Source organism: Thalassospira sp. MIT121401, from assembly GCF_047125595.1.
Classification (GTDB): Bacteria; Pseudomonadota; Alphaproteobacteria; order Rhodospirillales; family Thalassospiraceae; genus Thalassospira; species Thalassospira povalilytica.
Genome location: NZ_CP138926.1, coordinates 2,713,011 through 2,727,446, shown reverse-complemented (window position 1 = coordinate 2,727,446; position 14,436 = coordinate 2,713,011). Strand labels below are relative to the sequence as shown.

The 14,436-nt window shown below is 53.8% G+C and carries 20 protein-coding genes and 1 tRNA gene; 4 read left to right on the top strand and 17 right to left on the bottom strand.

Annotated elements, in window-relative coordinates; genetic code table 11:
• Positions 1-7: 7 nt before the first annotated feature.
• Both dusB and ccsA read right to left on the bottom strand, forming a co-directional pair.
• The gene (gene dusB / locus SIB88_RS12560) at positions 8-1,018 is read right to left on the bottom strand and encodes a tRNA dihydrouridine synthase DusB (protein WP_114113281.1); all 1,011 of its coding nucleotides are present in this window, start codon (positions 1,016-1,018) and stop codon (positions 8-10) included.
• 215 nt (positions 1,019-1,233) lie between these two features.
• The gene (gene ccsA / locus SIB88_RS12555) at positions 1,234-2,040 is read right to left on the bottom strand and encodes a cytochrome c biogenesis protein CcsA (RefSeq protein ID WP_412558187.1); all 807 of its coding nucleotides are present in this window, start codon (positions 2,038-2,040) and stop codon (positions 1,234-1,236) included.
• Between the two features lie 121 nt (positions 2,041-2,161).
• Here ccsA and SIB88_RS12550 point away from each other — a divergent pair, with 121 nt between their 5' ends.
• Positions 2,162-3,364, top strand: coding sequence for a bifunctional 2-C-methyl-D-erythritol 4-phosphate cytidylyltransferase/2-C-methyl-D-erythritol 2,4-cyclodiphosphate synthase (locus tag SIB88_RS12550; RefSeq protein WP_412558186.1), 1,203 nt, complete (start codon positions 2,162-2,164; stop codon positions 3,362-3,364).
• 89 nt (positions 3,365-3,453) lie between these two features.
• Here SIB88_RS12550 and SIB88_RS12545 read toward each other — a convergent pair whose 3' ends face one another.
• Both SIB88_RS12545 and cutA read right to left on the bottom strand, forming a co-directional pair.
• Complete coding sequence (locus SIB88_RS12545; RefSeq protein WP_068519033.1) at positions 3,454-4,017, bottom strand: septation protein A; 564 nt, start codon at positions 4,015-4,017, stop codon at positions 3,454-3,456.
• A 64-nt stretch (positions 4,018-4,081) separates the two neighbouring features.
• Entirely contained in the window at positions 4,082-4,438 is a 357-nt protein-coding gene (cutA, locus tag SIB88_RS12540) for a divalent-cation tolerance protein CutA (RefSeq protein ID WP_068519032.1), read from the bottom strand.
• 12 nt (positions 4,439-4,450) lie between these two features.
• Here cutA and SIB88_RS12535 point away from each other — a divergent pair, with 12 nt between their 5' ends.
• On the top strand, positions 4,451-4,780 hold the full coding sequence (locus SIB88_RS12535) for a hypothetical protein (RefSeq protein WP_318271663.1): 330 nt from the start codon (positions 4,451-4,453) through the stop codon (positions 4,778-4,780).
• 101 nt (positions 4,781-4,881) lie between these two features.
• Positions 4,882-5,463 carry a histidine phosphatase family protein gene (locus SIB88_RS12530; RefSeq protein WP_412558185.1) on the top strand — a complete coding sequence of 194 codons (582 nt, stop codon included), beginning with the start codon at positions 4,882-4,884 and terminating at the stop codon, positions 5,461-5,463.
• 46 nt (positions 5,464-5,509) lie between these two features.
• On the opposite strand, the gene SIB88_RS12525 is transcribed toward SIB88_RS12530, so the two are convergent.
• The 8 genes from SIB88_RS12525 to SIB88_RS12490 all read right to left on the bottom strand — a co-directional run bounded on the left by SIB88_RS12525 (position 5,510) and on the right by SIB88_RS12490 (position 10,094).
• Positions 5,510-5,586: transfer RNA gene (locus tag SIB88_RS12525), tRNA-Pro, on the bottom strand.
• Between the two features lie 68 nt (positions 5,587-5,654).
• Positions 5,655-6,137 carry a MerR family transcriptional regulator gene (locus tag SIB88_RS12520; protein WP_412558184.1) on the bottom strand — a complete coding sequence of 161 codons (483 nt, stop codon included), beginning with the start codon at positions 6,135-6,137 and terminating at the stop codon, positions 5,655-5,657.
• A 12-nt stretch (positions 6,138-6,149) separates the two neighbouring features.
• Entirely contained in the window at positions 6,150-6,440 is a 291-nt protein-coding gene (locus SIB88_RS12515) for an integration host factor subunit alpha (RefSeq protein ID WP_033069712.1), read from the bottom strand.
• Between the two features lie 160 nt (positions 6,441-6,600).
• Positions 6,601-7,572 (bottom strand): beta-ketoacyl-ACP synthase III, encoded by a 972-nt coding sequence (locus SIB88_RS12510; RefSeq protein ID WP_412558183.1) that lies wholly within the window; start codon positions 7,570-7,572, stop codon positions 6,601-6,603.
• Positions 7,573-7,614: 42 nt separating this feature from the next.
• On the bottom strand, positions 7,615-8,691 hold the full coding sequence (gene plsX, locus SIB88_RS12505; protein WP_206927638.1) for a phosphate acyltransferase PlsX: 1,077 nt from the start codon (positions 8,689-8,691) through the stop codon (positions 7,615-7,617).
• Complete coding sequence (locus SIB88_RS12500; protein ID WP_147250622.1) at positions 8,684-8,914, bottom strand: hypothetical protein; 231 nt, start codon at positions 8,912-8,914, stop codon at positions 8,684-8,686. Before SIB88_RS12500 ends, plsX begins: the two co-directional genes overlap by 8 nt.
• Positions 8,915-8,947: 33 nt before the next feature.
• Positions 8,948-9,529: a YceD family protein gene (locus tag SIB88_RS12495; RefSeq protein ID WP_068519028.1), complete on the bottom strand. Its 582-nt coding sequence runs from the start codon at positions 9,527-9,529 to the stop codon at positions 8,948-8,950.
• Positions 9,530-9,545: 16 nt separating this feature from the next.
• Positions 9,546-10,094 (bottom strand): ubiquinol-cytochrome C chaperone family protein, encoded by a 549-nt coding sequence (locus tag SIB88_RS12490; protein WP_068519027.1) that lies wholly within the window; start codon positions 10,092-10,094, stop codon positions 9,546-9,548.
• Positions 10,095-10,260: 166 nt separating this feature from the next.
• On the opposite strand from SIB88_RS12490, the gene SIB88_RS12485 reads away from it, so the two are divergent.
• Positions 10,261-10,710 (top strand): outer membrane protein assembly factor BamE, encoded by a 450-nt coding sequence (locus SIB88_RS12485; protein ID WP_068519026.1) that lies wholly within the window; start codon positions 10,261-10,263, stop codon positions 10,708-10,710.
• A gap of 32 nt (positions 10,711-10,742) precedes the next feature.
• Here the strand turns inward: SIB88_RS12485 and thiL are convergent, their stop codons facing one another.
• From thiL to SIB88_RS12460, 5 genes are read right to left on the bottom strand one after another with little or no spacing between them, the layout of a single operon-like run.
• Positions 10,743-11,717: a thiamine-phosphate kinase gene (gene thiL, locus SIB88_RS12480; RefSeq protein WP_412558182.1), complete on the bottom strand. Its 975-nt coding sequence runs from the start codon at positions 11,715-11,717 to the stop codon at positions 10,743-10,745.
• Position 11,718: 1 nt separating this feature from the next.
• Positions 11,719-12,216 carry a transcription antitermination factor NusB gene (nusB, locus tag SIB88_RS12475; protein WP_068519024.1) on the bottom strand — a complete coding sequence of 166 codons (498 nt, stop codon included), beginning with the start codon at positions 12,214-12,216 and terminating at the stop codon, positions 11,719-11,721.
• Positions 12,216-12,680, bottom strand: coding sequence for a 6,7-dimethyl-8-ribityllumazine synthase (gene ribH, locus SIB88_RS12470; protein ID WP_068519023.1), 465 nt, complete (start codon positions 12,678-12,680; stop codon positions 12,216-12,218). Before ribH ends, nusB begins: the two co-directional genes overlap by 1 nt.
• Before the next feature lie 4 nt (positions 12,681-12,684).
• Positions 12,685-13,839, bottom strand: coding sequence for a 3,4-dihydroxy-2-butanone-4-phosphate synthase (gene ribB, locus SIB88_RS12465; RefSeq protein ID WP_068519022.1), 1,155 nt, complete (start codon positions 13,837-13,839; stop codon positions 12,685-12,687).
• Positions 13,840-13,845: 6 nt separating this feature from the next.
• A complete protein-coding gene (locus SIB88_RS12460) occupies positions 13,846-14,433 on the bottom strand; it encodes a riboflavin synthase (protein ID WP_114113288.1) in 588 nt (195 codons plus the stop codon).
• Positions 14,434-14,436 lie beyond the last annotated feature (3 nt).

Below are 14,436 nucleotides of genomic sequence, written 5' to 3'. Positions count from 1 at the left end.
CGAGCAGTCAGGCTGCTTCCTGACTGTATTTGACTTCGTTTTCGATCAGCGGTTCATAAAACGCGCGAATTTCACCTTTTACCTGATCAGGATCATCCAACACGTTGACAACACGCCGAAATTCCGTGGCATTGCGCAGACTGTTGCAGTACCAGGCCAGATGTTTGCGTGCGATGCGCACACCCTGACGGCCATGATGGTCAATCATTGCGTCGTAATGGCGCAAGATTGTTTGCAATTGCACCTCAAGGCTCGGTGCTGCCAGCTTTTCCCCGGTTTTAAGATAGTGCGATACTTGTGCCAAAAACCACGGGCGGCCCTGTGCCCCGCGCCCGACCATGACACCGTCTGCACCGGATCGACGCAGCAATTCTTCGGCGTCTTCTTCGCTGGTAACGTCACCATTACCGATCACCGGTATGGAAACAGCATCCTTGACCAGTGCAATGGCATCCCAGTCCGCGTCCCCCTTATAGAACTGGCAGCGGGTTCGACCATGGATGGTCAGCATCTTGATGCCGAGATCCTCGGCAATTTTCGCAAGGGACGGCGCATTGCGGTTGTCATCATCCCAGCCCAGACGCATTTTCAACGTCACCGGCACAGAAACGGCATCAACCGTTGCCTTGATGATATCCGCAGCAAGTTTTTCATCGCGCATCAATGCCGAACCGGCATAGCCCTTTGTGACTTTTTTGGCCGGGCAGCCCATATTGATGTCGATGATCATTGCCCCGCGCGCTTCGTTCATGCGGGCGGCTTCGGCCATTTCTTCGGGCTCGGTTCCGGCAAGCTGAACAGAAAGCGGGCTTTCGGCTGCGCAATCACCGTGCATCTTGCGCACTTCTTTTTCATGTCGCTGGATGCGGGTCATGGCATCTGACGCAATCATTTCAGACACAACAAGATGTCCGCCAAACTGGCGGACCTGCTGACGAAATGGAAGGTCAGTCACACCTGACATTGGTGCCAGAATAACATTCTCTGGCACATGTACAGAACCGATCTGCAATGACATGAAGGTAATCCGATTGCCTAAAACTTGGGCAGATTAATAAAACTGGCTACGAGTTGCAACAACTCTAAGCGTCTTGCGGAAATTATCGTTGCCTGGCGCGGGTCCATCACATGCAAAGACCACAGCCCAGACGATTACAGACACCCTATCCGCCCTGATGCCGACAGTGCCTCAATCCATTATCGGTCATGATATTGGCTTTATGGTTTCAGGGCCTAGCCGACAATATATCCGGTAACAAGCCGCACACCCGGAAAGGCCAGCGTCAAAAGCAGCCATGCACCAAGGACAAACCGCACGGCCATGCGCCCGCGCAGCGTCGATTTTTCATGAATGAAGATCAAAACGCAGATCGTGGCAAATCCAAGCAAGGTCAAAAGCATCTTGTGATCAATTGCCCAAAGACTGCTGCCTTCGACATAACGCAGCGCAAAGCCGGATACGATCCCGATAATCAGAACCCAGGCGGACCATTTCAAAAACCCGACCAGCATATATTCGCTGTCGCGAAGTGGCGGCAACCGGCGGCTCCAGCGTGTCGGTTTGCGGTGTTTAAGGGCATGTTCCTGCACGATATAGGCCATCGCGGCAATCGCCGCCAATGTTACCAACGCATAGGTCACAAGCGAACTTCCGATATGCGCCCAAAGCCATCCGGAATAAAGCGCAGGCCCGGTTACAGTCGGCGGCACATGTTTGCCAAACAGATTGAAGATCGCAGCAAGCAACGCAAACAGAAGCAGGTAACCGCCAATATATCCGGCAAGCCGCCAGACCTGATGGGGGCCTTTGCAAATGACAAGCCCGCCAAAGATCATGATGACAGACAGCTCGGACCAATGCAGGGCCGCTGCAAACCCGCGCGACTGGACTTCCTCACCGCTCAGACCAAGTACGACCATCGTTCCGGTCGCCGCCAGGCAAATCGATCCATACAGCCATATGTCACGCTTGGGTTCGGCCCGCATGATCTGGGCTGTCAGCGGCAGCAAGGCCAGAATATGAATATAGGCAGCAAGCATGTGTTGGTCCGTTTCTGTCACAAGACTTCGATAAGACTTGAAAAACCAAATGGCGACTTGGCAAAGGCTTCGCAGAAAGATAGCCTGCGGCGCAATTCAGACAAGCCATGGCATCACGTTTATGACCAAAAAAATCGGGGTTGTCATCGTTGCAGCTGGCAGCGGTAACAGATTTGGCGACCCAATACCAAAACAATATCACACGCTTGGCGGCAAAACACTGCTTGGCCATTGTATCGAATGTTTTGCCCGCCATACATCGCCTGAACTTGTGCAGGTGGTATATAACCCCGCACATCAGGACTGGTATGATGGCGCGATTGCAGCACTCGGGGCTGATATCACCACCCTGCCCGCACCGGTTGGCGGCGGCGTGACGCGCCAGCAATCGGTCCTGAATGGCCTGCGTGCACTGTCAGCACAAAAGCCCGATATTGTTCTGATCCATGATGCGGCACGGCCGGGCATTTCCGATGATGTGATTACCCGCGTGATCAAGGCACTGGAAACCCATGCCGGTGCCATTCCCACATTGCCGGTCGCCGATACGATCAAACAGACATCCCGCGATGGCGTGATCACGAAAACCATCCCGCGCGACACATTGCAACGTGCACAAACGCCACAAGGCTTTGTCTTTGAAAACATTCTGGCCGCACATGAAAAATTCGAAGGCCAGGAATTCACAGATGATGCCGCACTGCTTGAGGAACTTGGACTTGACGTGATGTGCGTCGAAGGCACATCGGCAAATGACAAGATCACAAAACGCGATGATTTTGACCGCGCCCACGACTGGATCGACAGCGCCAACAAGGATAATGCATCTATGCAGCAGGAAGAATACCGTGCCGGTACCGGCTTTGACGTTCACCGTTTTGCACCCGGTGACCATTGCATCCTGTGCGGTGTCAAAGTGCCGCATACCGCACGTCTTGACGGCCATTCCGACGCGGATGTTGGCTTGCACACCCTGACCGATGCCATTCTTGGGGCCATCGGGGCCGGCGATATCGGTCAGCACTTTCCGCCCAGCGACATGCAATGGAAAGGTGCCGCATCTGACATTTTCCTCAAACATGCAGCCGATCTTGTCCGCAAGCGCGGTGGCCGCATCGTGAATGTCGATCTTACGCTGATTTGTGAACGTCCCAAGATCGGTCCCCACACCAAAGCCATGCGCGAAAAGGTGGCCGAAATTCTTGAAATCGATGTCGATCGCGTCAATGTCAAAGCCACCACGACCGAACGCCTTGGCTTTCCCGGACGCGAAGAAGGCATTGCCGCCCAGGCCGCGGCAAGCATTGCCCTGCCGATCGGCTGATCATTCATCTGAGATAAATCCGATAGATACAGCAAAGGGCAGGATCATGATCCTGCCCTTTGTATTTGAACATCAGTTGGCCGACGTTTTTACGAGGCCGCGGAACCGCCTTCTTCTTCCGGCAATTGATGTTTCATCAGAACCGGCACCTGCGCCATGCCAAAGACCATGGTGATCGGCATAATTCCCCAGACCTTGAAGGCCACCCAGGTATCGGTCGAAAAATTGCGCCAGACGAATTCATTCACCACGGCAAGAAACACAAAAAAGAACGCCCAACGCCAGGTAAGGATGCGCCACCCTTCGTCGGTTGCCTTGAACGCACTTTCAAGAACCAGTTTCAGGAACAGCTTCCGCGCCATCAAACCGCCAAACAGGATGGCCGCGAACAACAGGTTCACAATTGTCGGCTTGATCTTGATGAACAGATCGTCATCGAGATACAGCGTCAAGCCGCCAAAGACGATCACAAAAACCCCGCCGATCAACGGCATAACCGGAATGGTTCGGGCAATCACATAGGACGTAATCAGCGCAACAACCGTTGCCGCCACAAATACGGCCGTTGCCGTCATCAGATTGGTCGTCGCATTGACCCCGAAGAAAAGGATCAACGGCCCCATTTCCAGGGCCATTTTGGTAAGCTGGTTCATTAAAAGCACTTCACTTCATGAATTGAATTTGTGCCATCCTAGGGGGCCAAGACAATCGATGCAATCACATCAACCGTGATCCGGCGCCCAATTGTCCCTGTAGCCATGAAACATAGTCGTGATTACCACGTCCCAACGGAATTTCAAGAATGCAGGGCACCTCATAGGGGTGATGTTCTTCAACCCATTTGGCCAGAAATTGGGCCTTGTTTCGTGATGTTTTCAGAAGCACGACCAGTTCGCTTTCTTCTTCAACATCGCCATTCCATTCATAAATCGCCGTCATCTGGGGCAAAACATTTGCGCAAGCAGCAAGCTTTTCACGGATCGCACCCCCGGCGATGACGCGTGCGATTTCCATGTCCGGTACAGTGACATAAAGAAACGACATTTCACTGTCCTGAAATCCGGTTTCTGTCATTGCGATTGCTCCATGGTTGATAATCCGTCACACTGGATAACAGACGATGTTTATGACACCAATCATATCATAACGGTGCGGGGAGTACCGATGACGGGGAAAAAACATTCGAAACCCACCGACGTACAACTTGAATGGCTTCGCCGTGGCTTAAGCCAACCTGGTGGTAAATTGCCGCTATTTGATGGCAACGGCAAACAAATCAGCGAAAAAACTGTCCGCAGCTGCATTGAACATGGCTGGGCGGCCCCATGGTTTGACAACCCCGTCAAACCCGATTGGCTGATTTGCAAACTGACCGATGAAGGACGCCGGGTCGCAAGCGCCATCAGCGACAATTAAACCGACCACGGTCATTTGCATCCCATCACCAAAGCATACTGATCCGATCATCCGGGCATGGGGTATCAATATATACCCCGTTCACAACATGCATGTTCGTCATGACCTTGCTCAGAACTCTTCCGGTTTTCCTGACCATCCTGATATGTTGCGCCCTGCCCAGCCCGTCACAGGCAAATGAGGCCGATGACGCCGCCCCGTGGGAAATCTGGAAGCGGGATGGTGTGCACGCCCTGATGCGCCATGCGGTCGCCCCGGGAACCGGTGATCCGGCCAATTTCCGCATTGGCGATTGCAGCACACAACGAAACCTTGATCAAACCGGTCGCGATCAGGCTCGCGAAACCGGCCGTAAAATCAGGGAAATGGGGATCAGGATTGATTTGGTGCTAAGCAGCGAATGGTGCCGCTGTGTCGATACCGCGACATTGCTGGACCTCGGCCCGGTCACCAAGGAGCCCTCACTAAATTCATTCTTCCGCGATCGCAGCACAGAAAGCCCGCAAACCCGCCAAATTACCGATTTGTTGTCGGAACTGCTGCCGGGCACCAAAACACTGTTGGTAACACATCAGGTCAACATCACGGCCCTGACCGGGATATATCCCCGATCAGGTGAAATCATTCTGATCAGACCGACGGAAAACGGCAAAATAGAAACACTTGCCCGTCTGATGCCATAACCGGATCAAGCGACCATTTGCGATCAAATTTCTGTTGGGAAGATATTGGTCGGAGCGAGAGGATTCGAACCTCCGACCCCCTGCACCCCATGCAGGTGCGCTACCAGGCTGCGCCACGCTCCGACCGTATAGATGCGCTCTGTGGCGCGGCTCGATAGATAGCGGCGCCACGCCAAAGACGCAAATGATTTTTACGGATTTTTTTTGACTTCCTGCAGGCTCGCCCGAAGGATGCCTTGCAGCTCTTGCAATTCACCCAGAACGCTTTGCAGTGCCGATTTATCAATCGATGAGTCAGCCTTACCAGACACCGCACCGCCAGCAACATGGGCGGATGTGCTTTCCTGTTCGGCTTCGGATGCACTGACCGTAATTTCAGACGGCAACTTGCCCTTGTTCTGATCAAGAAGCTTCTGGACACCTTTGATGGTGAAACCCTGATCATGAAGCAGCGAGCGGATATTTGCCAGAAAGTCGATATCTTCCGGCCGGTAATAACGACGCCCACCAGCACGTTTCATCGGCTGGATCTGTGGAAACTTGGATTCCCAGAATCTCAGCACGTGCTGTTGAAGACCAAGCTCCTTCGCGGCCTCGCTAATTGTGCGAAAAGCAGAGTCAGACTTTGCTGAACGGCGGGTTGATCCCGCCGCAGCCCCCAAGTTCGTTTTCATGAGTTCTTTTTCTTAAGCGTTAATTCTGGCTTTCAGAACCTGTGACGGCCGGAAAACAAGCACCTTCCGCGGAAGGATCGGTACTTCTTCGCCCGTTTTCGGGTTCCGACCGATACGCTGTCCTTTCTGACGTACAGAGAAGCTCCCGAACGAGGAAATCTTCACTACTTCGTCTTTGATCAGCGCCGTCGAAATTTCATCAAGAACGGTTTCGAGTAGCTGGGCGGACTCGTTCCGCGACAGACCTACTTCCTGGTAAACGGCTTCTGCGAGATCCGCACGGGTAATCGTTGTTTCCGACATATCAGGCCGCCTCCTTATTACGGGACTTTATACACAAGGCTATATCTGGTGGCGAAATCAGTCAATATCAACAGGATACACTGCTTTGCGGCGGAATGTTGTGATTTTTGCGGAAATGCCATGTTTTTCCGCCCCAAAGCAGCAATCCGATCGCGGGGTTTTACCAGCGGACCAGCGAAGCCCCCCAGGTAAATCCGCCGCCCATTGCTTCAAGGATCACGATGTCACCGCGCTGGATGCGACCGTCATGGACGGCCTCGGACAGCGCAAGCGGGATCGATGCCGCCGATGTATTGGCATGCCGGTCAACGGTGACAACAACCTTGTCAGGCGAAATACCGAATTTTTTGGCCGTACTGTCAAGAATACGACGGTTGGCCTGATGGGGAACCAGCCAGTCAATTTCGGATGCATCAATTCCGGTATCAGCAAGAACTTCGCGAATAACACCGGCAAGATTGGTCACCGCATGACGGAAGACTTCCTTGCCTTCCATGCGCAGATGCCCGACGGTCTGCGTCGCAGACGGACCGCCATCGACATAAAGCAATTCGTATTTGCTGCCATCGGAATGCAGGCGGCTGGCAAGGATCCCCTGATCATCAATGGTCCCTGCCCCTTCAACAGCCTGGACGACAACAGCACCGGCACCATCACCGAACAACACACAGGTCCGGCGGTCTTCCCAGTCAAGGATGCGCGAAAACGTTTCTGCACCGATGACAAGCGCGGTTTTGGCCTGTCCGTTGCGGACATACATATCCGCCGTCGTCAAACCATAGACAAAGCCCGAACATACTGCCTGCACGTCAAAGGCAAAGCCCGTAACGCCAAGCCGGTTCTGAACCTTGGTTGCGGTTGCCGGAAATGTGTTGTCCGGGGTCGCTGTCGCGACAATGATCAGGTCGATGTCTTCGGCGGTTACACCGGCATGATCCATCGCCTTGATGGCTGCTTCATAGGCAAGATCGCTGGTGGTTTCGCCGTCGGCTGCAATGTGACGCTGACGGATGCCGGTACGCGCCACAATCCATTCATCAGACGTATCGACGCGCTTTGCCAGATCATCATTGGTTACAACATTTGCAGGAAGGTATGAGCCGCAACCAATAATGCGAGAACGAACTGTCATGATTTGGGGACCGCCAGTTATCTTGATGTTTTGGTGAGTTTATCAGTCGGCTTGACCAGCCGGAACTGCGACTTCCTGCTCGACGTTTTCCAGTCCGGTCATCGCCTGTTCAAAAGCTGCAAGTTCATCTTTGATGCTGTCATTGAGCTTGTTGACGATAAGATCATGACAAACGCCAATGGCATTGGAAAAGCCGAGCGCATCGGTGCCGCCATGACTTTTCACAGCAATACCGTTAAGCCCAAGCAGCATCGCGCCGTTATAACGTCGCGGATCCATTCGGTCGCGGAAACGCTGCAACGAGCGGCGGGCCAACAAATAGCCGACCTTCGCAAAGAAAGAGCTTTTGAATGTTTCACGCAGGAAATGCACCAGAAGACGGGCGGTACCTTCGGCGGTTTTAAGCGCCACGTTACCGGTAAAGCCATCGGTGACAATCACATCAACCGTGCCCTTGGCAAGGTCATCGCCTTCGACAAAGCCTTCGAAACGGATTGGCAGATCAATGTCACGCAGGATCGCGGCTGCCTTTTTGACAGACTCGTTACCCTTAAGTTCTTCGATCCCGACATTGAGCAAACCGACCGACGGTTTTTCAAGGCCGAACAGAATGCGGGTAAACACTTCGCCCATCAGTGCAAATTGCACGAGGTTGTTTTCGTCGCATTCAATATTGGCACCCAGATCCAGCATGACGGTCTCGCCTCGCTGGGTCGGCATGTATGTCGCGATTGCCGGGCGGTCGATGCCGCGGACGGTTTTCAGCACAAACTTGGCCATGGCCATCAGGGCACCGGTGTTTCCGGCAGACACGACACCTTGCGCGTCCCCTTCTTTCACGGCGTTGATGGCAAGACGCATACTGGAATCACGGCGCTGGCGCAGGGCGACAGAAGGCTTGTCTTCCATCGAGACTTCCTGCGATGCGTGGCGAACCTCGCTTACGGCTTCCAATGCAGGATATTTCGCAAGCATCGGCTTGAGCCGTGCTTCATCACCAAACATCAGAAACTTGAGATGGGGCAGCCGTTTAAGTGCAATTTCAGCACCCGCTATGACCATCTCTGGCGCGTGGTCTCCTCCCATCGCGTCAAGTGATATGCAAACCTGTTCAGGCAACGTATTCTCTTATGGTTGTTCTAAAATTTCTGAACCGGATATCCGGCAGGTCAGCCATATGGCTAAGCACGGTCAACTGGTGGCCGGAACGCCCGTAATTACCGGAATTCTCGACCAGATACAAGGTAAAGCCGAGCCAGTTATACAGACCATCCCCTCTTTGCGCACCGCCATAGTGCCGGCCAAAAGTGAAATGCCGGTAAATACCGGCATATTCAAGCACCCTAATTCTCAGGCTTTTGGCCGTTTGCAGCCGTCAATTTTTCTTTTCAAGCTTGTCTTTAAGACCGGCAAGCTGTGCAAACGGGTTCGGACGTTTTTCTTCGTCAGCTTCTTCTTCGGTTTTGACCGCTGCTGGCAGTTCCGCACCTTCCTTGCGCGGATACGGGTTCATGGCAACGGCCAGAAACTGTGCCACGACCTCGCCCAAATCGATTTTGCCATCGACCAACGGTTCCGGCTGATCAAGCAACGCCATCAGTTCTTCTTCTGACAGGTCTTCCAGATCATCCGGATCAGACGGCAAATCGTCTTCGGATACATGCGGTGAAAACAGAACTTCAATGGTGTCTTCGACCAGTTCAGGAACCGGTTCGAGCGTCGCAACACAATTCTGTACGATTTCGGCAGTCATCGGTCCGCGCACCGTGACTTCGCCATTCGACGCGGTACTGATCGTCAATTCCGCTTTCAGGCTGTCAATGGACACAAGCTCGAAACGCTTGGCCAGTGCGGCGCGTTCCTTTTCATTGGCTTCGATCGCCAGCTTTTCTTTCGCGCTTACCTGTTCGTCCGTTTTGACGATACGCGAAAATTCGGGTGCGAAGGTATCAGGCATCAGGTCTTTCTTTCTATTACGGGGCAGTCACGGCAAGTTTGGGCGCATCGGGAAAATGCACAACACCGCGCTGCAAATCTAAAATAGGCTGTTTGGCAAGGGACGCCAGTGCATCATGCACATAGCCGACCATCGCCATAAGCTGTTCATCGGACACCTCGGTGTCCGCATAAAGGTTGCGGTTCAATGCGGCGGCGAGTTCAGCCGCGCCAGATTGAACGCCTTCCTCATAGGCAACGATCCGACCATGATAGGATTCTGACATCTTGCGGATCCTTTTGAGGATTCCGACATCGCCAATGCCCATCTCGCGCATGTTCTGATCAAGATCGGCAAACATCACATCAAAGATGTTCTGTGCCAGATCCTTGTCCCCTTCGTCGGATTTCAAACGACGAAACAGAACAAATGCATGGACCAGAATCAGGTCAAACCGTCCCTCCATCGTGTCGGGAACGCCCAGCTTTGCATAAAAGTCCGGCTGGCGTGCCTGGGTTACCATTGCGGTGTAAAGTTCAAAGGCAGCAGTTTGCTTGCGGTCTTTTTTCTTAAGCCATCCAAACAACAGTAACACTCCTTCGTTGACATTCCTGTCATGGCACGCAGAATGCCGTAAATCTTTTTCGGGTCATCTCTGCCCCGATCATTGCCCGGCAATATCATGCGCCTAGCGCAGAAACTCAAGGCAATTCCGGTTAGGTTTCAACAAGAGGGTCGCTCTGGTGAGCTTCATGCATAACAAAATTACCCGCTTTCCCCTGATCATGCTGGCAGGATTGGCTGTTGTCTATGTCTCGGCATGCAGCCCGCGGATCGCCACACGCGGCAACGCACCGGACCCAGAACTGCTTGAACAGATCTCGGTGGGAGAATCGACCAAGGGTGATGTCACCGATATTCTTGGCTCTCCGTCCACGATTGCCGCCTTTGACGAAAATGTCTGGCTTTATATTTCCAGAACCACCGAAACAGTCGCCTTTTTCGAGCCGGAAACCGTCGAACAGAAAGTGATCCTGATCAGCTTTGACGCCGCCAACCGTGTCGAAATCCTGAGCCAGTATGACCTTGAAGACGGCAAGCCTGTCATCCCGACCGACCGGGTAACCCCGACTGCCGGTCGTGAAATAACGATCCTTCAGCAGCTGTTTGGCAACCTTGGCCGGTTCAGCGAAAACAAGTAACAGCTGATCAGCAACGTTTGATCGTTGCCACCTTATTTGAAATGGTCGAACCCGCCTGGTGCGAGTTCGGCCATTTTGCCATCCAGTCCCCGCACAAGAACCTCGCCGACCTGATTGGTCACCGACCCGATAACCGTGACCTGATCCCCCAGGGCCGCGATGTCATTTGCCGCCCCGGTAATCAGCAATTCATAGTCATCACCGCCCCCGAGAACCTGGTTCCAGCGTGACGGATCGGATGCCAGGACAGCGCGTGCCGCATCCGAAAGCGGAATATCTTTCATCTCAAAGACCATGCCGACCTTTGACGGGCCGCAAATCTTGCGGCAATCACCGGCAAGCCCGTCAGACAGGTCCATGGCGGCAATACGGGTTTCAAGCCCCAGACAGGCCTTTGCCACATCCAGCCGCGGCCGAGGCACCCAGTAACGGTCCTTAAGGAAATCTTCCATAGGTGGGGCAAAGCCCGTCAAATCACCGCTTAAGACCGACAATCCCAGTGCAGCATCGCCAAGGGTTCCGGATACGGCAATAACATCGCCCGGGCGCGCCTGATCGCGGCGAAGCGCCCTGCCCGCTGGAACATAGCCAAATGCGGTTAAACTGAAAAATGTCGGGCCGGGTGTGCCAACGGTATCACCGCCAAGCAACGACACGTCATAAGACGCACAATCCTGGCCGAAACTTTTGGCAAACCGCGAAATCCAGTCTTCGGAAAGGTCGCGATTATACCCGGCGGTCAAAACAACCCCGCCGGGTCGCGCCCCCATCGCGGCAAGGTCAGACAGGTTCACACGCAATACCTTTTGCGCGATCGTTTCCGGGGTGTCGATGGTTCGGAAATGCACATCGGCCACCAGCGCGTCGGTCGTCACAACGACTTCGTGCCCGGCCGGCGGCGAAAAAACGGCCGCATCGTCCAAAAGCGACAATGCGGCCGGGTCCCGTTGCGCAATAGGCGCAAAGTGCCGCGCGATCAGATCAAATTCGCCAGATCGCGCCGCCATATCAATTCTGCCCGGCTTCACCAGGACGCAGGTTCTTGCCAATACGGTCAAGCACAGCATTCACGAGCTTGGGTTCGTTTTCGTCAAAGAACGAATGTGCCGCATCGACATATTCGGTGATCACCACCCGCATCGGAACGTCTTCACGCGCCATCAGCTCATAGGTGCCCGCACGCAGAATGCTGCGCAGGACGGTTTCAAGGCGCTTGGTGGTCCAGCCTTTTTCAAGCGCACCGTCAATCAGCGCGTCAATATCGATCATCCGCGCAGCCACACCCTGCACGAGATCGGCAAAGAAACCACGATCCGGATCGATCAGGTCTTCATTGCTGACATCAAGGTCGCGTCCACCGTCACCATCAAGGCGGAAGTCGGAATATTCGCGCACGATGTCGATGGCCGAAAGTTGGGACAATTCGGCCTGATAAAGCGCCTGAATTGCGGCGAAACGCGCTGCGCTGCGCCGCTGGGCGGCTGATGCCTTTGGTTTATCGGTCATTACTTGTGATGTATTCCAAAATGGTTTTGAACTTCGATCTGGCGCAGAACAGCATTGGCAGCTTCACCGCCCTTGTTCTTTTCGTCCGCCTTGGCCCGTGCCAGCGCCTGTGCCTCATTTTCAACGGTCAGAATACCGTTGCCAATCGCAAGATTGTAATCAAGGCAAAGCTGCATCAGTGCACGGTTGGCTTCTTCGCAGATGTGATCATAGTGTGTCGTCTCGCCGCGGATAACGCAACCAAGTGCAAGATACCCGTCATAGCGCGGCCCGGTTGCCAATTCTTCCATCGACTGGACGGCATAGCGGATCGCAATCGGCACCTCGAACGCACCAGACACCGAAATACGGTCCCACGTAGCACCACCGGCTTCCAGAGTCGCAGCAGCCCCTTTGACAAGGTCTTCAACGATATGCGTGTAATATGGCGCATCCACAATCAGAATGTGGGGGGCATTGGTCATGGTTTTATTCCTCCGAGACGACAAGCGGACGCTGATCAACCAGATTTAGGCCGAAGCCGTCAAGTCCTACAATGTGGCGTTTGGTATTTGAAAGCAGAATCATGTCGCGAATGCCCAGATCATGCAAGATTTGCGCACCAACACCATAATCACGCAAATCCGCATCACCGGTTGCCTCGGCAAGTTCCTGACGCAGGGATTCGCCATCACCGCCATTAAGCTCGATCAGTTTGGCAATCGATGATGACAAGGTGTTTGGCCGCGGTTCACGGATCAGAACAACAACACCGCGCCCCTCCTCGCCAATCTGGCGCATGGCAGCGGCCAGTTGCCCATGATGCCCGGTCTGGGTATCGCCAAGAACATCTTCAAGAACATTTAGCGCATGCACACGGGTCAAAACGGGGGCCGGATCGCTGATGTCGCCCTTTACCAGCGCGATATGTTCCGCATAGGTGACATTGTTGACATAAAGATGCATGTCAAATTCGCCGCCATTCACACTTTGTATTTTGGTGGTCGCCTTGCGCTGAACAACTTTTTCATGTTTGCGGCGATAGCGGATCAGATCGGCAATCTGCGCGATTTTAAGACCATGCTTCTTGGCGAATTCCACCAGTTCCGGCAAACGCGCCATTTCGCCATTTTCGCTCATGATTTCGCAAATCACGCCTGACGGGTTCAGCCCGGCAAGACGCGCGATATCAACCGATGCCTCGGTATGGCCGGCGCGAACCAGAACACCTCCCGGACGCGCACGCAGCGGAAATACATGCCCCGGCGTCACGATATCATGGCGCCCGGCATTCGGATCGATGGCAACTGCAACCGTCCGCGCACGATCGGGTGCCGAAATGCCGGTGGTAACCCCGGTCTTTGCTTCGATCGAGACCGTAAATGCTGTTTCATGGCGGGTGCCGTTATGGGCACTCATCATGGTCAGGCCAAGCTCGTCACACCGTTCAGATTCCAAGGTCAGACAAATCAGACCGCGCCCGTGGGTTGCCATGAAATTGATGGCATCGGGTGTTGCCATCTGTGCCGGAATGACAAGATCGCCTTCATTTTCACGATCTTCGTCATCGACCAGAATGAACATCCGGCCATTGCGGGCTTCTTCAATGACTTCTTCAATTGGCGAAAGATATTGATGCGACATGTATGATCAATCCTTACCCAGCATGCGCGCGACATAGCGTGCAAGCATATCGATTTCGAAATTGATCCGGTCACCCGGCTGTTTCGAACCCAGGGTCGTATGCGTTTGCGTATGTGGTATCAGATTGATACCAAATGTGTTTCCGTCAACCTCATTGACGGTCAAAGAAACACCTTCAAGGGTCACAGAGCCCTTGGACGCGATATATTTTGAAAATTCTTCGGGCACCTCAAAGGTCAGACGCAAAGAATCGCCTTCCGGAATGCGTTTGGTCAGGGTTGCGACACCGTCCACATGCCCCGAGACGATATGACCGCCAAGTTCATCACCGACACGGGTCGCTTGTTCAAGGTTCACCTTTGCTCCGACCGTCAGGTCCCCCAACGTGGTGCGGTCAAGGCTTTCGGCCGATGCCTCGATCGCGAACCAGTCATCACCGGTCTCAATCACGGTCATGCACGCACCATTACATGCGATCGACGCCCCAAGCACAATCTTCGACGTATCAAAAGATGTCGTGAATTCAAACCGGGTATCACCGGTTTTCTTGATTGCGCGCACCGTCGCGATATCGGTAATGATGCCAGTAAACATGCA